Source organism: Phycicoccus jejuensis, assembly GCF_044797865.1.
GTDB lineage: Bacteria > Actinomycetota > Actinomycetes > Actinomycetales > Dermatophilaceae > Phycicoccus > Phycicoccus jejuensis.
In genome coordinates this window covers 108,682-127,249 of the sequence record NZ_CP085209.1, presented here as the reverse complement: position 1 = coordinate 127,249, position 18,568 = coordinate 108,682, and the positions used below count along the sequence as shown (strand labels likewise).

General features: G+C 74.3%; 14 protein-coding genes. 6 read left to right on the top strand and 8 right to left on the bottom strand.

What is annotated here, in order from left to right; genetic code table 11:
- Positions 1–160 precede the first annotated feature (160 nt).
- Positions 161–2,578 (top strand): FdhF/YdeP family oxidoreductase, encoded by a 2,418-nt coding sequence (locus LG324_RS00590; RefSeq protein WP_404350854.1) that lies wholly within the window; start codon positions 161–163, stop codon positions 2,576–2,578.
- A gap of 87 nt (positions 2,579–2,665) precedes the next feature.
- On the opposite strand, the gene LG324_RS00585 is transcribed toward LG324_RS00590, so the two are convergent.
- Positions 2,666–3,349, bottom strand: coding sequence for a TetR/AcrR family transcriptional regulator (locus LG324_RS00585; protein ID WP_404350852.1), 684 nt, complete (start codon positions 3,347–3,349; stop codon positions 2,666–2,668).
- A gap of 112 nt (positions 3,350–3,461) precedes the next feature.
- Here LG324_RS00585 and LG324_RS00580 point away from each other — a divergent pair, with 112 nt between their 5' ends.
- Positions 3,462–4,949, top strand: a complete 1,488-nt coding sequence (locus LG324_RS00580) for an MFS transporter (protein ID WP_404350850.1) — start codon at positions 3,462–3,464, stop codon at positions 4,947–4,949.
- Between the two features lie 18 nt (positions 4,950–4,967).
- Here LG324_RS00580 and LG324_RS00575 read toward each other — a convergent pair whose 3' ends face one another.
- On the bottom strand, positions 4,968–5,462 hold the full coding sequence (locus LG324_RS00575; protein ID WP_207022136.1) for a pyridoxamine 5'-phosphate oxidase family protein: 495 nt from the start codon (positions 5,460–5,462) through the stop codon (positions 4,968–4,970).
- Between the two features lie 176 nt (positions 5,463–5,638).
- Positions 5,639–7,135, bottom strand: coding sequence for a DHA2 family efflux MFS transporter permease subunit (locus LG324_RS00570; protein ID WP_404350848.1), 1,497 nt, complete (start codon positions 7,133–7,135; stop codon positions 5,639–5,641).
- 117 nt (positions 7,136–7,252) lie between these two features.
- Between LG324_RS00570 and LG324_RS00565 the strand changes: the two genes are divergently transcribed.
- Both LG324_RS00565 and LG324_RS00560 read left to right on the top strand, forming a co-directional pair.
- A complete protein-coding gene (locus LG324_RS00565) occupies positions 7,253–8,305 on the top strand; it encodes a sigma-70 family RNA polymerase sigma factor (RefSeq protein ID WP_404350846.1) in 1,053 nt (350 codons plus the stop codon).
- Positions 8,306–8,307: 2 nt separating this feature from the next.
- The gene (locus LG324_RS00560) at positions 8,308–8,892 is read left to right on the top strand and encodes a maleylpyruvate isomerase family mycothiol-dependent enzyme (RefSeq protein WP_404350844.1); all 585 of its coding nucleotides are present in this window, start codon (positions 8,308–8,310) and stop codon (positions 8,890–8,892) included.
- 119 nt (positions 8,893–9,011) lie between these two features.
- On the opposite strand, the gene LG324_RS00555 is transcribed toward LG324_RS00560, so the two are convergent.
- From LG324_RS00555 to LG324_RS00545, 3 genes are read right to left on the bottom strand one after another with little or no spacing between them, the layout of a single operon-like run.
- On the bottom strand, positions 9,012–9,896 hold the full coding sequence (locus LG324_RS00555; protein WP_404350842.1) for a biotin-dependent carboxyltransferase family protein: 885 nt from the start codon (positions 9,894–9,896) through the stop codon (positions 9,012–9,014).
- Positions 9,893–10,546, bottom strand: a complete 654-nt coding sequence (locus LG324_RS00550) for an allophanate hydrolase subunit 1 (RefSeq protein ID WP_404350841.1) — start codon at positions 10,544–10,546, stop codon at positions 9,893–9,895. The genes LG324_RS00555 and LG324_RS00550 overlap by 4 nt, the downstream gene beginning before the upstream one ends.
- Entirely contained in the window at positions 10,543–11,310 is a 768-nt protein-coding gene (locus LG324_RS00545) for a LamB/YcsF family protein (RefSeq protein ID WP_404350839.1), read from the bottom strand. Before LG324_RS00545 ends, LG324_RS00550 begins: the two co-directional genes overlap by 4 nt.
- Before the next feature lie 193 nt (positions 11,311–11,503).
- Here LG324_RS00545 and LG324_RS00540 point away from each other — a divergent pair, with 193 nt between their 5' ends.
- Both LG324_RS00540 and LG324_RS00535 read left to right on the top strand, forming a co-directional pair.
- The gene (locus tag LG324_RS00540) at positions 11,504–16,738 is read left to right on the top strand and encodes a peroxidase family protein (protein ID WP_404350837.1); all 5,235 of its coding nucleotides are present in this window, start codon (positions 11,504–11,506) and stop codon (positions 16,736–16,738) included.
- 83 nt (positions 16,739–16,821) lie between these two features.
- On the top strand, positions 16,822–17,247 hold the full coding sequence (locus LG324_RS00535; RefSeq protein WP_030526242.1) for a PPOX class F420-dependent oxidoreductase: 426 nt from the start codon (positions 16,822–16,824) through the stop codon (positions 17,245–17,247).
- Positions 17,248–17,383: 136 nt separating this feature from the next.
- On the opposite strand, the gene LG324_RS00530 is transcribed toward LG324_RS00535, so the two are convergent.
- Together LG324_RS00530 and LG324_RS00525 are read right to left on the bottom strand one after the other, a co-directional pair.
- On the bottom strand, positions 17,384–17,590 hold the full coding sequence (locus LG324_RS00530) for a cold-shock protein (protein ID WP_030526243.1): 207 nt from the start codon (positions 17,588–17,590) through the stop codon (positions 17,384–17,386).
- 508 nt (positions 17,591–18,098) lie between these two features.
- Positions 18,099–18,497, bottom strand: a complete 399-nt coding sequence (locus tag LG324_RS00525) for an SRPBCC family protein (protein WP_404350834.1) — start codon at positions 18,495–18,497, stop codon at positions 18,099–18,101.
- Between the last annotated feature and the right edge of the window lie 71 nt (positions 18,498–18,568).

Genomic DNA, 18,568 nt, shown 5'->3' with positions numbered 1-18,568 from the left:
CGCCCCCGTCCAGGTGCCGGCTACACCGCAGTAGGTGCTGCTGTGGCGACCCGTACTGCGGTGTAACGCGCGACGGGGAGCGCGGCTGACCTGCGACGTCCTGACATTCGTCACGGACCCTGAGCCACTGCGGCGCGCCCGCGGGTGCGAGGGTGAGGACATGGCCGAGAACTCCCGCGTGACCCGGATGCTCGAGCCCTGGCGCGGTGCGCCGGAGGCCGACGTCGCCCCCACCGACGTCGACGTCCACCACCGCCGCAGGGCCGCGGCCGGGCTCGAGGCCGTCGCGGTCTCGATGAACCGCGGCATCGGCCAGATGGGGCCGGTGCGCACCCTCAACACCCTCCGGCGCCTCAACCAGGCCGACGGCTTCGACTGCATGGGCTGCGCCTGGCCCGACCCCGACCCGGAGCACCGCAGCTTCGCCGAGTTCTGCGAGAACGGCGCCAAGGCGGTCGCCGAGGAGGCCACCAAGCGGCGCGCCGACCCCGCGTTCTTCGCGCGCCACCCGGTCTCCGAGCTCGCCACGTGGAGCGACTACCAGCTCGGGCAGCAGGGGCGCATCACCGAGCCGATGCTCCTGCGCGAGGGTGGCACGCACTACGAGCCGGTGACCTGGGGCGAGGCGTTCGGCATCGTCGCCGAGGAGATGCAGGCGCTCGACTCGCCCGACGAGGCCGTGCTCTACACGAGCGGACGGGCCTCCAACGAGGCCGCGTTCGTCTTCCAGCTGTTCGCCCGGGCCTTCGGCACCAACAACCTGCCGGACTGCTCGAACATGTGCCACGAGTCGACGTCGGTCGCGCTCGCCGAGACCATCGGCATCGGCAAGGGGTCGGTGACCCTCGAGGACGTCCACGAGGCCGAGCTCGTCATCATCGCCGGGCAGAACCCCGGTACCAACCACCCGCGGATGCTCTCGGCGCTCGAGAAGTGCGTCAAGGGCGGCGGGAAGATCGTCGCCGTCAACCCGCTGCCCGAGACCGGGCTCATGAAGTTCGACAACCCGCAGACGGTCCGTGGCCTGACCGGTGTCGGCACCGACCTCGCGGACGAGTACCTGCCGATCCGCCTCGGCGGCGACCTCGCGCTCTTCCAGGCCCTCGGCGCCCTCCTCGTCGAGCGCGGTGCCGTCGACCACGACTTCGTCGACCGGTACACGACCGGTTTCGAGTCCTACAAGCAGCACGTGCGCGACCTCGACTGGGACCTGGTGCTGCGCGCGACCGGGTTGGAGCGCAGCCAGATCGAGCGGGTCGCCGACCTGCTGGTCGGCTCGTCGAAGACGGTCTTCTGCTGGGCGATGGGCGTGACGCAGCAGAAGCACGCGGTGTCGACCATCAAGGAGATCACCAACGTCGCTCTGCTGCAGGGCAACATCGGCAAGCCCGGCGCCGGCCTGTGCCCGGTGCGCGGCCACTCCAACGTCCAGGGCGACCGGACGATGGGTATCTGGGACAAGCTGCCCGCCCACTTCGCCGAGAAGCTGCGCCTCGAGTTCGGCTTCACGCCACCGAAGCAGCGCGGCCACGACGTGGTCAACAGCATCCGCGCGCTGCAGGAGAACCGGGTCAGGGTGCTCGTCGGCCTCGGTGGCAACCTCGCCGCCGCGACGCCCGACTCCGAGCTCGTCCACGAGGTCATCCGCTCGGTGAGCCTCGGGGTGCAGATCTCGACCAAGCTCAACCGCACGCACGTCCTGCCCGGGCGGCGGATGCTCATCCTGCCGTGCCTCGGCCGGACCGAGAAGGACATCACGACCGAGGGCTGGCAGGGGCTGACCGTCGAGGACTCGATGTCGCAGGTGCACCTGTCGGTCGGGCGCAACGAGCCGGCCGGCCCGATGCTGCGCGGTGAGCCGTGGATCGTCTGCCGGATGGCCGAGGCCGTCCTCGGTGACGGCCCCGAGGGCTCGAGCATCGACTGGGCCGCGATGGCCGAGGACTACTCCGCCATCCGTCGGCACATCGGCCACGTCGTCCCCGGCTGCGACGCCTACGACGACAAGGTCCAGCGGCCCGGCGGGTTCACCCTGCCGCACCCGCCCCGCGACTCGCGCGTCTTCGAGACCGCGTCGGGGAAGGCCGAGATCTCGTCCGTGCCGATCGAGCTGCTCGAGGCGCGCGAGGGCCGGCTCGTCCTGCAGACGCTGCGCAGCCACGACCAGTTCAACACGACGATCTACGGCCACGACGACCGCTACCGCGGCCTCGCCGGCGGGCGCAACGTCGTCATGGTGCACCCCGACGACATCCGCGGGCTGGGCCTGCGCGAGGGCGAGCTCTACGACGTCGTCTCGGAGTGGGTCGACGGCTCCGAGCGGGTGGCGCACGGCTACCGGGTCGTGTCGTACCCGACCGCGCGCGGCTGCGCGGCGGCCTACTACCCCGAGTGCAACGTCCTCGTCCCGCTCGACCACGTCGCCGAGGGCAGCAACTGCCCGGTGTCCAAGGGCCTCGTCGTCCGGTTCGAACCGCTCGGCTCGTGCGGGCGCGTCGACTGCGACCCCGAGAGCCGGGTCAGGTCCGGCAGCGACCAGAAGAACCGCAGCGACGTCGAGCCGCACCACCTGAGCTGACGCGGGCTCCGCTCGCCACCTCGCCGGGATGCTCCCTCGGCCCCCGGAAGCCTCCGGGTACCGCGGGAGCATCCGCGATCGGCGGGGTCAGGCGCCGGCCTGCAGGCGCAGCCCGGCGAGCAGCAGGTCCAGCCCCGCCCGGAACTGGTCGGTGTCGTCGTGGCCGGCGAACTCGTCGGCGATCTCGTGGAGGTACGGGAACTCGACCGGGTCGAGGGCCCGCCACTGGTCGACCGCGGCGTCGAGGTACTCGTGGCGCCCGACCTCGCCCGAGAGCACCTCGGCCGGGGGGTCCTGCCCGAGGTCGGCCGCGGTGCCGACGACGAAGCCGACGACCGCGGACACCGCGTGGAAGCGCTGGCGTGGCGTGAGGTCCAGGCGCAGGGCCTGCTGGCCGAGCTTCTCGAACAGGCGCAGGGCGTTGGGCTGCACGAGCGTGTTGCGCATGAAGTAGGCACCGAGCCACGGGCGCTCGACGATCGCGTCGAAGAGGGTGACGGCGATGGTGCGCAGGTCGTCGACCGGGTCGGCGCCGCCGGCGCCGCCGACGTCGCGGACGTCGGCGAGGACGCCCGCGAGGACGTGGTCCGAGGCCCGGTCGAGCAGCTCGTCCTTGCTCGAGACGTACCAGTACACGCTGCCGACGCCACCACCGAGCCGCCCGGCCAGCGCGCGGAAGTTCAGCCCGGGCTCCCCGTGCTCGTCGAGCAGGGCGACGGCCTCGGTGAGGACGGACTCCAGCGAGTGCGAGGCGCGTCGACGAGGGGGCACGCCCCCATGAGACCACACCCGGACGCGGGGTCTTGCCGCGGACCGAACAACGTTCTATAGTCTCGAACGTCGTTCGACTACCGAACGACGTTCGATCCAGAGAGGAGGCGCCATGACCTCCATCCCGGCCACCGCGCCCCGCACGTACCCGTCCCTCCGCGCCGCCTGGGTGCCGCTGGCCGCCCTCTGCCTCGCCTTCTTCGTCGAGATGGTCGACAACACGCTGCTCACCGTGGCGCTGCCGACCATCGGCCGCGACCTCGGCAGCGGGACGACCGCCCTCCAGTGGGTCACCGGCGCCTACTCGTTGACCTTCGGGGGCCTGCTGCTCACCGCCGGCTCGATGGCCGACCGGCTGGGCCGCCGCCGGGTCCTCCTCGTCGGCCTGGCGGTCTTCGGCCTCGTGAGCCTCACCGTGGCCGCCGTCTCGACGACCGGCGAGCTCGTCCTCGTGCGTGCCGCGCTCGGGGTCGCCGCGGCCGCGATGGCCCCGATCACCAACTCGCTCGTCTTCCGGCTGTTCGGCGACCAGGCCCTGCGGATGCGGGCGATGACGGTGATGATCGTCGTCGGCATGTCCGGCTTCGTCCTCGGACCGCTGCTCGGCGGCAGCGCGCTCGCGCACGTCCGGTGGGAGTGGCTGCTGCTCGTCAACGCCCCGATCGCCCTCCTCGCCTGGGTGGGCGTCCGGCTCGGCGTCCCGGCCGACCGCCGCGAGGACCTGACCGACGACCGCCTCGACCTCGGTGGCACGGTGCTCAGCGTCGCCGCCATCGGCCTCGGCTGCTGGTCGCTGACCAGCGGGGTCGAGCACGGCTGGCTCTCGGCGTGGACCGTGGCCGCGCTCGTCGGGGCGGCCCTGGCGGTGGTCGCCTTCGTGCGGCACGAGCGCCGCACGCCGTCCCCGATGCTCGACCTCGCGCTCGTGCGCACCGGGACGGTTCGGGGCGCGGCGCTGGCGCAGGTCGGCACGTCGATCGCCATGGCCGGCGTGATGTTCGGGCTGATCCTGCACTTTCAGTACGCCTATGGCTGGAGCCCGGTGCGCGCCGGGCTGGCCAACCTGCCGATGGTCGCGACGATGCTCCTCGCGACCCCGGTCACGGAGCGGCTGGTCGGGCACTTCGGCCACCGGGTCGCGTGCCTCGTCGGCGCGGGACTGCTCACGGCCTCGCTCGCCGGGATGGCCTGGGGCGTCTCGCACGGCTACCCCGCCGTGGCGGCGGCGATGGTCGTGCTCACCCTCGGCCTGCGCACGGTGATGACCACCTGCGCCGTCGCCCTCGTCGACGCCATGCCGGCCAACCGCACGTCCATCGGCACCGCGCTCAACGACACGGCGCAGGAGGTCGGGTCCAGCGTGGGCGTCGCCGTCGCGGGCACGCTCGTCGCGCTCCTCGTGACCCGGTCGCTGCCGGCGGGCCGGTGGGGGAGCGACCTCGTCGACGCGTTCTTCCGGGGTGAGCGGGTGACCTACCTCGTGCTCGCGCTCCTCGTCGGGGTCGTCGCGACCTGGGGCGCCTCGTCCCTCACCGACTCCCGGAGCGTCGAGGAGCACCCGCAGGACGCCACGGACGAGGAGGTGGCCGGCGTCCGCTGACGCCGGCCACCCGCGGGGTCAGAGCTCGACGGTGCGGTGGTCGACGGGGAACTCGTCGGGGTCGTCGCGGCGGATGGCCCGGGCCATCCCCAGCATCTGCTTGACCCGGCTCGTCGCCGCGTCCCAGTACTCGGCGGTCTCGCCGTGGACCTTGACGAGCGCGAGGCCGGGGGTCTCGAGGCCGTCGGGGAACCACGTCTCGAGCGGCTTGGCCCACAGCTCCTCGGCCTTGGCCCGGTCGTGGACCACCTCGGCGCGGCCGCTGATGGAGGTCCACTCGCTCTTGCGGTCGTTGGAGAAGGACACGTTGACGCGGGGGTTCTCGCGGATCTGGCGCACCTTGTCCGAGCCCTCGTCGACGAAGAACCACAGGTCCCCGTCGAACTCGGTCTCCTGCACGGCCATCGGTCGGCTCACGTGGTCGCCGTCGGGGGTCATCGTCGTGAGCATCGCCGACTGGGCGCGCCCCACGAGCTCGACCACCGTGGCCCGGTCGTCCTGGTCCTGTGCCATGGTCACTCCGTTCGTCCCGGCCCGCCCCAGCGGCGCACCGCACCCCGGGGCTACCCCGTCCGGCGACGTGGCAACCTCGGAACCCGAACGGTGTCCGCCGTGCTGACTCCCGGATGCTCCCGCGCCTCCGCGAAGGTCGAGGGAGGCGCGGGAGCATCCGCGCGGGCGAGGAGCCGTCAGTGGGCGGACGGTGCTCCCGCCCCGCTCTCGAGGGCGGCCGTCGACGGCAGGCGGTTCGGCAGGAGCAGGGCGAGGCCGACGACGCCGACCGCGAGGATCGCCGCGACGGTGAAGGCCGCGCGCACCCCGCCGACGTACGCCGCGGCCTCGCCGGCGCCGCCCGCCGCCAGCTGCGCCGACCGCCACGAGAGCACGGTCACCGTCAGCGCCGTGCCGACCGCCGCGGACACCTGCTGGGCGGCGCCGAGCAGGGAGGACCCGTGGGCGTAGAGGTGCGCGGGCAGGGCACCGAGGCCGAGGGTGAAGGCCGGCGTGAACAGCGCCGCGAGCGAGACCATGAGGAGCACCTGCACCGCGAGGAGGAGGACGTACGGCGTCCCCTCCGCGAGGCGGGAGAGCGCGGCGAGCGAGGCCAGGACCCCGAGCGAGCCCGGCACGACGAGCGGTCGCGCCCCCACCCGGTCGAGGACCCGCCCGACCACCGGCCCGAGCAGACCCATCGCGACGCCGCCCGGCGCGACGAGCAGCCCGGTCTGCAGCGGTGAGAGGCCGCGCAGGTCCTGGAGGTAGAGCGGCAGGAGGATCATCGCGCCGAGCATCGTGAGGAAGGCAAGCGACTGCATCGCGAGCGAGACCGCGTACGTGCGGTGGGTCAGGGCGCGCAGGTCGAGGAGCGGCTCGGACCGCCGCGTCAGGGCGCGCTGGCGCAGGACGAAGCCCGCGACGACGAGCACGCCGCCGAGCGCCCAGCCCCACGCGGGCACCGCCCCGGGGTGCTCCTCGCCGACCCGGCTCAGGCCGTAGACAAGCGCCCCGAAGCCGAGGGCCGACAGGACGACGCTCGCCCAGTCGACGCGCGAGGCGCGCACCTCGCCGACGTCGGTGAGGCGGCGCAGCCCGGCGGCGCCGACGAGCACGACGACCGGCAGGACGAGCCCGAACAGCCAGCGCCACCCGGCCGCGGCGAGCACGACGCCCGAGAGCGCCGGCCCGAGCGCGGGCGCCACCGAGATGGCGAGCGTGACGTTGCCCATGACCCGGCCGCGGTCGCGCTCGTCGACGACCGTCATGAGCGTCGTCATGAGCAGCGGCATCATCACGGCGGTGCCGGCCGCCTGGACGACCCGGCCGCCGACGAGGACCGGGAAGGTCGGCGCGAGCGCGCAGACGAGCGTGCCCACGCCGAAGACCGACATCGCCACGGTGAAGGCCTGCCGGGTCGTGACCCGCTGCAGGAACCAGCCCGTGACCGGGATGACGACGGCCATCGTCAGCATGAATGCCGTCGAGAGCCACTGTGCCGCACGGGCGCCCACGTCGAACTGGGCCATGAGGCGGGGGATCGCGTTGACCATCACGGTCTCGTTGAGGATGACGGTGAAGGTCGCCGCGACGAGCCAGCGCAGCACCGGGTAGGTGCGTGCCGGGGCGTCCGGGGTCGCCGCCGCGGGGGCCGCGGGGGCGTCGAGGGTGGTGGAGTCCGTGGTCGTCATGGTGGGATCGACCGGGACACCGGCCGGAAGTCATCGTCGCCGCGGCGATGAGTTCGGCGGCCGGCGCCGGTCGGTACGGCTGAGAGGCACCACGGGGGTGCCGGGAGGAGGACCGCGATGACGTCCACGGGCTCACCGACCCGGGCCGCGGCCGACGGGGGCACCCGCGCCGACGCCGACACCGACTTCGACGCCGCCGTCGGCCGGTACCGCCGCGAGCTGCTCGCGCACTGCTACCGGATGACGGGGTCGCCGAGCGACGCCGAGGACCTCGTGCAGGAGGTCTACCTGCGCGCGTGGCGGGCGTACGGCTCGTTCGAGGGGCGCTCGTCGCTGCGCACGTGGCTGCACCGCATCGCGACCAACGTCTGCCTCACCGCGCTCGAGGGCAAGGACCGCCGCCCGCTGCCGTCCGGCCTCGGCACGGCCTCCTCCGAGGGTGCCGACCCGCTCGACGAGCGCACCGAGGTCCCGTGGCTCGGCCCGATGCCGGACGCCGCGCTCCTCGGCACCGCCGACCCGGCCGACGTCGTCGCCGAGCGCGACACCGTCCGGCTGGCCTTCGTCGCGGCGCTGCAGCACCTGCCGGCCCGCCAGCGGGCCGTCCTCGTCCTGCGCGACGTCCTGCGCTGGTCCGCGGCCGAGGTCGCGGAGGCCACCGGCTCGTCGGTCGCGTCGGTCAACAGCGCACTCCAGCGGGCCCGCGCGACCCTCGGCGACGTCGCCCCCACACCGGACGCCCCGCGCGCCGAGCTCGACGACGAGCAGCGCGCCCTCCTCGACCGGTACGTCGACGCGTTCTGGCGCAAGGACCCCGACGCCATCGCGCGTCTGTTCACGCAGGACGCCGTCTGGGAGATGCCGCCCTTCGCCGGGTGGTACCAGGGGCCGCGCACCATCGCCGAGCTCGTCGACACCCAGTGCCCCGGCGGCACCTACGACATGCCGATGCTGCCGACGACGTGCAACGGGCAGCCGGCGTTCGGCCTCTACATGCGCGAGGAGGGCCCGGACGGCGACGTCTTCCGGCCCTTCCAGCTGCAGGTGCTCGAGCTCGAGGGCCCGCTCGTCAAGCATGCCGTCGTGTTCTTCGACCCCGCGTACTTCGCGCTGGCCGGGCTGCCGGAGCAGCTCGGGCCGGACGACGTCCCCGCCCGACCGGGGGAGTGAGCGTGCACCCCGCGGACTGCCGTCCGGGGGTCGACGTCGAGCTGCTGGACCGGTCGCTGGCCTGGACCCGCGGCGTCCTCGCGGGGGTCATCGACGACGACGCCGACCGGCCGACCCCCTGCGCCGCCTGGACGCTCACCGACCTCCTCGTGCACATGGTCGACTCCCTCGAGGTCGTCACCGAGCTCTCGCTCGGCCGGATGGCGAGCGTCGGGCCGCCGCCGACCTCCCGCCGGCCGACCGTGCTCGCCGACCACCTGCGCGTGCTGGGCTGCGCCCTCCTCGAGGGGTGGGTGCGCGACGGCGGTCCGGGGCCGGTGCTCGTCGGCGACCGGCGCCTGGAGCCGGACGTGGCGCTCGAGGTGTCGTCGGTGGAGGTCGCGGTGCACGGGTGGGACGTCGCCTCCGCGCTCGGGTCGCCGGCGCCGTTCCCGCCGCTGCTCGCCGCCGCCCTGCTGCCCGTGGCCCTGCGCCGCGTGCCGGCCGGCGTGCGCCATCCGCGCTTCGCGCCGCCGGTGCCGCCGCGGGCGACCGACCCCGCGTCCCTCCTGCTCGCGCACCTCGGCCGGGTGCACCCCGTCGAGTGAGCAGGACGCGCCGCCTGCGGGCCGGCGCACACGGCGTGTCCTGTTCACTCGACGGGTGGGAGGGGCCGAGGAGCCGACGGATGCCGGGGTACGGTCGGCGGGGCGGCGGGCCGGTGGCGTCAGCGGGCCGGGGTCGTGACCGCGCGCAGGCGCACGGCCTGTCCGGGGCGCAGCTGGGCGGCGCGATCGGCCGAGGCCTCGGTCAGCACGGCGACGACCGGGTAGCCGCCGGTCACCGGGTGGTCGGCGAGGAACACGACGGCCTCGCCGCCGGGCGGCAGCTGAACCGCGCCGCGCACCACGCCCTCGCTCGGCAGCTCGTCGCCCGCGTGCTCCGGGAGGCGCTCGACCGGGGCGTCGACCGGCCGCAGCCGCACCCCGACCCGGTCGCTGTCCGGGCCGACGACCCAGCCGCCCCGGGTCACCGAAGCGAGACCGCCGACCCACGAGGCGCGCGGCCCGGGCAGCACGTCGAGGACGACCTCGCCGGGGGCCGGAGGCGGCACCACGGCGTGGTCGACGTGCGGGAAGGTCGCCGGCGCGGGTCCGACCGGCAGGACGTCCCCGGGCCGCACCGGGGCCGGGCCGATCCCGGACAGGACGTCGGTCGAGCGCGAGCCGAGCACCGCCGGCACGTCGAGGCCACCGCGCACCGCGAGGTAGGAGCGCAGACCGGCGGTGGGCGCGCCGAGGGCCAGCTCGGCGCCGTCGCGCAGCTCCAGCACGGCGGCGTGGGGCGCCGGCCGGCCGCCGACCACGAGCGGTCCCACCGCCCCGGTGACGGCGACGAGCACGCGGCCCCGCGCCCGGACGACGAGTCCGCCGAGCAGCACCTCGAGCGCCGCCGGGTCGTCCCGGTGCCCGACGAGCCGGCAGGCCAGCCGGTACGCGCCGCGGTCGGCGGCCCCGGACCGGCCCACCCCGACCGCGGCGAGCCCCGGCCGCCCGGCGTCCTCGAGCAGCACCTGCGCCCCCGTGCGCACGACCTCGAGCGCGGACGTCATCCGTCCACCGCCACGAAGCGGACGAGCCCACCAGGGCGCAGCAGCGCGGGCGGCTCGCGCTCGGCGTCCCACAGCACGACGTCCGTCGTGCCGACGAGTCGCCAGCCGCCGGGCGAGGCGCGCGGGTAGACGCCGGAGAACTCCCCGGCCAGCCCGACCGACCCCGCCGGCACCGAGGGGCGCGGGGTGTCGCGGCGCGGCACGCGCAGCCGCGGGTCGCCGCCGACGAGGTAGGCGAACCCCGGCGCGAACCCGCCGAAGGCGACGCGCCAGGGCGTGCCGGTGTGCGCGGCGACGACCTCCCCGGCGGTCAGGCCGGTCAGCCGGGCCACGTCGTCGAGGTCCGGCCCGTCGTAGCGCACCGGCACCTCGACGAGGTCGCCGTCGGTGGGGGTCGAGGCGTCGGCGTGGACGACCGCGGCCAGTCGGCGCACGGCATCCGCGACGGGGGCCGGGTCGAGGCGGTCGCCGACGAGGAGGAGGGTCCGGGCGGCGGGGATGACGTCGGTCACGCCCGACCACGGCGCGCCGCCTCGGGCGACCGCGGCCCGGACCGCGACGGCCAGCGCGAGGACCTCGGCCAGGCCGGGCGCCTCGACGAGGACGGCGTGCTCCCCGGCGGGCAGGATCCGCACGGGGACGCCGCTCACGGCTTCACGACCGCCCGCAGGCCGATGCCGGCCGCCGCGAGCGCGTCGCGGACGGCCTGCGCGACGGCGACCGCGCCGGGGGTGTCGCCGTGGACGCACACGGAGTCGGGGGCGACGGGGACGAGCGGGCCGTCGACGGCCTCGACGACGCCGTCGCGCAGCATCCGCACGACCCGCTCGGCGACGAGAGCGGGGTCGGTCACGAGCGCGCCGGGGTCACGGCGTGGCACGAGCCGGCCCGCGGCGTCGTATCCGCGGTCGGCGAAGGCCTCGGCGACGGTCGCCAGGCCGGCGTCCGCCGCGACGGCGAGCAGGACCGAGCCGGGCAGCCCCATCACCGGGAGCGAGGCGTCCCACGCGACGACGGCGTCGACGACCGCCCGCGCCTGCCCCTCGTCCACCGCGGCCGTCGTGTAGAGCGCGCCGTGCGGCTTGACGTACCGGACGCGCGTGCCGGCCACCCGGCACATCGCCTCGAGCGCGCCCAGCTGGTAGAGCACGTCGGCGGTCAGGTCCTCCGGCGCGACGTCGATGCGGCGCCGCCCGAACCCCGCGAGGTCGCGGTAGCCGACCTGCGCGCCGACGACCACGCCGGCGGCCGCGGCCTGCGCGACGGTCCGGCGGATGGTCGTGGGGTCGCCCGCGTGGAAGCCGCAGGCGACGTTCGCGCTGGTCACGACCCGGAGCATCGCGGCGTCGTCGCCGAGCGTCCACGCCCCGAAGGACTCGCCGAGGTCGGCGTTGAGGTCGATGACGGCTCCCACGGCGCCGACGCTACCGGCCGGCCGGGGCGACGACCCCAAGGCAACCCCAAGGTGGCGGCGGGACCCTGCCCGGATCGGCGCGCAGGGGCGCCGGGGAAGCGGGACGACCATGGTCGGGTACAGCAGCAGGCGACAGGGGCTCCGAGGGCCCGGACTCCGTGCGGCGGGCCGGCCCCGCCGGGGATGGCGACACGTGGTGGTCGTCGTCGTGGCGGCGACGGTGGCCGGCGGTGCCGTGCCGGCGCTGGCCGGCCCGGCGGCCGCGGCCACGACGGTGGGCGCCGGGTTCACCGTGACCAAGGGCGACCTCGCGTACATCCTCAAGCAGGTCAGGATCGCCGAGCGGCACAGCACGACGTTCACCGCCGCGGACCCGTGCGGCACGCTCGTCGCGCGGGCCGGCGACGGCATCCCCGACGGCGAGCAGGTGCCGGACATCCTCACGGCCTACGGTCTGCGGACGGTCGACGGCTCGTGCAACAACCTCAAGACCGCCGGCACCTTCCGCGTCGCCGCGGCGGACGAGCTCTTCCCGCGCCTGACGACCCCGGTCTTCCGGGACGCCGACCCCATCACCCCGAGCCTGCCGGTGGGCGCGCCCGGCCCGACGAGCTATGCGCAGAAGACCGGCAACGTGGTCGACGCGCAGCCGCGCGTCGTCAGCAACCTCGTCGCGGACCAGACCGTGACGAACCCGGCCGCCGTCGCCGCCGCGGGGCGGCCGGTGCGCTCGCAGAGCACCAGCCCGACGGCCGTGCCCTGCACCACCGACCCCGACGAGTCGACCGACCCGCCGGTCGTCGCGGACCCGCCCGGGTGCACGCCGAGCCACCAGACGCTCTTCATCCCGAACATCACGACCGACGTCGGCCTCTCGCCGCCCTACAACAGCCTGTTCACCTTCTTCGGGCAGTTCTTCGACCACGGCATCGACCAGACCGTCAAGGGCGGCGCCACCGTCTTCGTGCCGCTCAGGGCCGACGACCCACTCGTCACGGTCGGCCCGGACGGCCGCGCGGGGACCGGTGACGAGGTCCCGCCGTCGCGCCGGTTCATGGTCCTCACCCGGGCCCGCAACCAGAAGGGCGACGACGGCGTGCTCGGCACCGCCGACGACGTCCAGGAGGCCGCGAACACCGACACCCCGTGGATCGACCAGAGCCAGACCTACACCTCGCACGCCTCGCACCAGGTCTTCCTGCGCGAGTACCGCGCGGCCACCGGCCCGGTCGGCCCGACCAGCCCCGCGGCCGTCGCCACCGGCCGTCTGCTCGACGGCCTCCCCGCCGGTCAGACCTACGCCGGCTCCCCGGACATGACCGGCGGCGAGTCGAGCTGGGCCGCGGTCAAGCGCCAGGCCCGCGAGCTGCTCGGCCTCGAGCTGTCCGACCGGGACGCGCTCGACGTGCCGATGCTCGCCGTCGACCCCTACGGCAACTTCCTCCCGGGCCCGGCCCGCGGCCTGCCGCAGTACGTGACCGCGAGCGGGCTCGTCGAGGGCGACACCACGAACCCGGTGCCGGTCCCCACCGACGTCGCGCACTTCGACACCCCGTTCCTCACCGACATCGCGCACGCCGCCGACCCGTCGCAGGTCGACACCGACCACGACGGCGCGCCGGACTCCTGGCCGACGCCCGACCCCGACGACGTCGTCACCGCCGGGCCGACCGCGCCGGGCACGTACGACGACGAGCTCCTCGCGTCGCACGCCGCCTGCGGCGACGGCCGCTGCAACGAGAACATCGCGCTCACTGCGGTGCACCAGGTCTTCCACTCCGAGCACAACCGGCTCGTCGACGCCATCCGCGCCACCCTCGAGGGCGACACGACCGCCGCCGGGCGCGCCGCGCTCGCCCAGTGGCAGGCGGTCGGTGTCGCCGGTGAGAACGGCACGGGGTCGTGGACCTACGGCCAGCGGCTCTTCCAGGCCGCCCGCTTCGTCGACGAGATGGAGTACCAGCACCTCGTCTTCGAGGAGTTCGGCCGCAAGGTGCAGCCGGCCATCCGTCCGTTCCACGTGTACTCACCGGACGTGAACCCCGCCATCAGCGCCGAGTTCGCGCACGCGGTCTACCGGTTCGGCCACTCGATGCTCGACGAGACCGTCTCGCGCCACGTCGTGGCCGCCGACGGCTCGATGACGGACACCTCGCTGCCCCTGCTCGACGCCTTCCTCTCGCCGCCGACGCTCTACGACGGCGGTCCGGTGGGCACGCTGACCGCGAAGCAGGGCGCGGGCGCGGTCTTCATGGGCTCCTCGGACCAGACCGGCAACGAGATCGACGAGTTCGTCACCGAGACCCTCCGCAACAACCTGCTGGGCTTCCCTCTCGACCTCGCGACGCTCAACATCACGCGGGCCCGCGACGCCGGCGTCCCCCCGCTCAACGACGTCCGACGGCAGATCTTCGACCGGACGCACGACGCCGCGCTGACGCCCTACGAGAGCTGGAGCGACCTCGGCCAGCACCTCAAGCACCCCGAGTCGCTCGTCAACTTCGTCGCGGCCTACGGCACGCACCCGACGATCCTGGCCGCCACCACGACGGCGGCCCGACGTGACGCCGCCCGGGCGATCGTCGACCCGACACCGACCGACGTGGTCCCGGCCGACGCCGCGGACTTCATGTTCGGCACGGGTGACTGGGCCAGCACGTCCGCCGGCGTGACGACCACCGGACTCGACGACGTCGACCTGTGGATCGGTGGCCTCGCGGAGCTGACCAACCTCAACGGCGGCATGCTGGGCAGCACGTTCAACTACGTCTTCCAGAACCAGATGGAGGACCTCCAGGACCACGACCGGCTCTACTACCTGGCCCGGACCCCCGGCATGAACCTGCGCACGCAGCTCGAGGGGAACTCCTTCTCCGAGATCATCATGCGCAACACCGACGGGACGCGGACGCTCAAGGCCGACGCGTTCGCCCGGGCCGACTGCAAGTTCGAGCTCGCGAACCTCGCGGGCACCCCGGCGGGCTACGCGGCCGGCGGTTCCACCGTCGCCGACGACCCCGCCTCCGAGTGCAACGAGACGAAGCTGCTCCTGCGGCGGCCCGACGGCACCATCCAGTACCGCTCCGTCAACACCATCGACCCGCCCGGCATCAACGGCCAGGCCGTCTACGACGGGACCTCCGGCGCCGACGGCGTCGCGGGTGGCGTGGACAACGACACCTTCTGGGGTGGCGACGGGCCGGACGTCATCGAGGGTGGTGGTGGTGACGACGTGGCCCTCGGCGGCAACGGCAACGACATCATCACCGACACCGACGGCGCCGACGTGCCCAAGGGCGGTCCGGGGAACGACGCGATCGACGCCGGCCCCGGGGACGACATCGTCCACGGCAACGACGGCGACGACCTGCTCAACGGCGGGGCGAACGACAACGAGATCTTCGCCGGTCCCGGCAACGACCTCGTGATCGCCGGGCAGGGCGCCGACGCCGTCTTCGGTGGCGGTGGCGACGACTGGATCCAGGGCGGCACGGGGCAGGACCTGCTCCAAGGCGACCACGGCGCGCCGTTCTTCGACGACCCGGCCGAGACGGCCCCCGGCAACGACGTCTTCGTCGGCCAGGTCGGCGAGAACGACTACGACGCCGAGGGCGGCGACGACATCATGTCGCAGAACGCGGCGGTCGACCGCAACGCCGGCTCCGGTGGCTTCGACTGGGCCATCCACCAGTACGACACCGTCGCCGCCGACGACGACCTGATGATCAACAACAACCTCGGCGGCCTGCCGATCCAGGTGATCACCAACCGCGACCGGTGGCAGGAGACCGAGGCGGTCTCCGGCGGACCGCTCAACGACAAGATCAAGGGGACGACCAACGTCCTCGCGTTCCCGCGGCTCGTCGGCGGTGGCGGCTTCACCGGCTGCGACGCCATCGACCGGGACGGTCTCGCGCGCATCGACGGCCTGGCCGACGTCCTCCCGCCGGTGTCGTCGTGGGTCGGCACCGCCGAGGAGACGGCCGCGCTGTCGGCGAGCGGCAGCTGCCCCCTGACCGGCCCCGTCTGGGGCGAGGGCGACATCCTCCTCGGTGGGGGTGGCAACGACACCTTCACGGGCCGCGCCGGTGACGACGTCATCGACGGCGACAAGGAGCTGCGGGTGGCCCTCAGCGTCCGGACCGACCCGGCCGACCCCTCGACCGAGCTCGGGACGACCGACCTCATCGAGGGCGTGGCGAAGACCGGCACCTTCGGGCCCGGCACGAGCGGGATGACGCTGCAGTCGGCGATCTTCAAGGGGCTCGTCGACCCCGGCAAGGTCGTGGCGGTCCGTCGCATCACGACGCCGGTCACCCCGGCCCCCGACTGCGGGACGACCGCGCCCCGCAACTGCGACGTCGCGACGTTCCTCGGGACCCGCGGGACCTACGTCATCACGACGAACGCGGACGGCACGATCAGCGTCCAGGACACGACGAGCACGCCCCCGGCCGTCGGTGGCGCGACCCGCGGTGACGGCAAGGACCGGCTGCGGAACATCGAGGCGCTGCAGTTCAGCGACCAGCGGATCCTCGTCCGGACCCCCGCGGCGCCGGCGAGCGTCACGGCGGTCGCCGGGACCAACCGCAACGCGACGGTGTCGTGGACGGCGGCGCCGGCCAACGGCAGCCCGACGTTCACGAGCTACACGCTCGTCGTGAAGTCGGGCGGCGTGGAGGTCAGCCGGGTCACCGGCATCGGCACCGGCATCCGGGCGCGCTCGGTCACCGGGCTCACCGCCGGGCAGTCCTACACCTTCACCGTCCAGGCCGTGAACCTCTTCGGGGCCGGGCCGGCCACGGAGTCGACCGCCGTGACGGCCGTCGGGCCGCCGCTGCCTCCGACGGCCCTCGTGGCCGCGCGGGCCGACGGGTCGGCCCTGCTCACCTGGACGCCCCCGAGCGACACCGGCGGGCAGCCGATCACGGGCTACCAGCTGCAGGTCCGCACCGGGACGACCGTCGTCGAGACCCGCACCCTGACGGGCGCGCCGACGAGCACGACGGTCACCGGGCTGACCAACGGGACGGCGTACACGTTCCGGCTCGCGGCGGTCAACGCCCTCGGAGCCAGCGCGTTCTCGGCCGCGTCGAACGCCGTCACCCCCGCCGGGGTGCCGGGTGCCGCGGTCATGCTCGCCCCGACCCAGGGCGCGGCCGGTGGTGCCCTGACGGCGAGCGCGAACTGGTCTCCGCCCGCGAGCACCGGCGGCTCGGCCATCACGGGCTACCGGGTGACGGCGCTGCGGATGGACGCCGACGGCGTCACGCCGGTCGGGTCGCCGACCGTCGCCGTCGTCGGGGCGAACGCCCGCACCCGGTCGTTCACCCTGCCGGCGGGCTCGTACCGCTTCGAGGTCGTCGCCTTCAACAGCGTCGGCGACGGGCCCGTGTCCGCTCGGTCGGCGGCGGTGTCACCCCGCTGACCGCAGCGACCACCCCGCCGGCGACCGGATGCTCCTCGGTCGCCGGCGGGGCCTTGCGCTCGCCCGGTCCCTACGCTGGGCGCATGAGCGCCGCCGACCACCCCCTCGCGTCCGCGAAGTACGTCTCGCTGACGACCTTCCGCCGCGACGGGCGCGCGGTGTCGACCCCGGTGTGGGTCGCGCCCGCCGTCGACGGCACCGACCGGCTCGCCGTCATCACCGTCGACGCGACCGGCAAGACCAAGCGCCTCGGCCACACCCGTCGGGTCGAGCTGCGGCCGTGCTCGGTGCGCGGCGCCGTCGAGGACGGGGCGCCGACCTACCGCGGCGAGGGCGTCGTCGTCCGCTCGCCCGAGGAGGTCGCGCAGGTCCGGGCCGCGGTCGTCGCGAAGTACGGCCTGCCGGCGCGGATGTCCGACCTCGTCGAGAAGGTCACCGGGCTCGTCGGCGTCCGCCGCAACCCGCGGGCCGGCATCCTCCTCGAGGTCGAGCGCACCCCGGTCGCCTGACCTCCCCCGCGGGGGCGCGGCGTGTGCAGGAATCGTCGAATGTGTCGGTTGTTGCCCGGCCCCGGACGCACGAACGCCGCCCGGCGGTGCCGGACGGCGTTGCGTGGTGCGCCTCGCGGCGCGGAGGTGACGAACGTCAGCCGATGACGGTGATGTTCGACGCCTGCGGGCCCTTCTGGCCCTGCGTGGTCTCGTACTCGACCTTGGCGTTCTCGTCGAGCGAGCGGTAGCCGCTGGAGTTGATGGCCGAGTAGTGGGCGAAGACGTCGGCGGAGCCGTCGTCGGGGGCGATGAAGCCGAAGCCCTTCTCGGCGTTGAACCACTTCACGGTGCCAGTAGCCATGGGATGGCCTTTCTCTCTGAGCGAGGACCCCACGACTGCCGTGGGGCCCGGCGTTGGTGATGCCTGGTGCGTACCTCTGCTCAGAAAGCTGCTCGGTCCCGTGAGGACCGGTTCTGCCACTACTTCACAAACGGAAAGCTCAACAACGAGACCAGCGTAGCCCCAACCGGCCTGGATCTCGCAGCCCGCGCCCGTCGGTGCCGTTTCGGTCCGGGGCGCGGAAAGCCCGCACGTGCGGGGTTGTCGCTGTCGGGTCGTGGTCCGGGGCGCGGGAAGCCCGCACGTGCGGGGTTGTCGCTGTCGGGTCGTGGTCCGGCGCGCGGAAGGCCCGCACGTGCGGGGTTGTCGCTGTCGGCTTCCGGTCCGGGGCGTGGAAAGCCCGCACGTGCGGGGTTGTCGCTGTCGGCTTGCGGTCTGGAGCGCGGAAGGCCCGCACGTGCGGGGTTGTCGCTGTCGGGTTGTGGTCTGGAGCGCGGAAAGCCCGCACGTGCGGGGTCGTCGCCGGGCGTCAGGGGGTGACGAGGCGGCCGAGGGCCCAGCGGGCCACCGGGGCGTAGCCGACGACCACCGGCCACAGGGCGTGCACCTCGGCCCAGGCCGTGCTCCCGCCCGCGGCCTCCTCGACGCCGTGGTGCAACCGCACCCGCAGCGGCCCGGAGCGCACCGACCACGACCACGTCCGCGTCGCGTGGTCGACCTCGTCGACGGTGAAGACGGCGACGACCCCGCCCACGCCGCGGACCCGGCCGTGCGTCCCCGGTTCGATGACGGCGAGCGGGTAGTCGACCTCGCGGATCTGCGGTGACCACACCGACCAGCGGCGCGGCTCGGTGTAGCGGGCCCACGCGTGCTCGGGCGCGAGCGGGCCGGTGGCCGAGAGCCGGAGCGAGCCGTCGAGCAGGGACATGCCGCCATCGTCCCAGACGACGTCGTGTCCGGGTCGCGCGCGATCGTTCCCCCACGGCGGCAGGCCGGTTA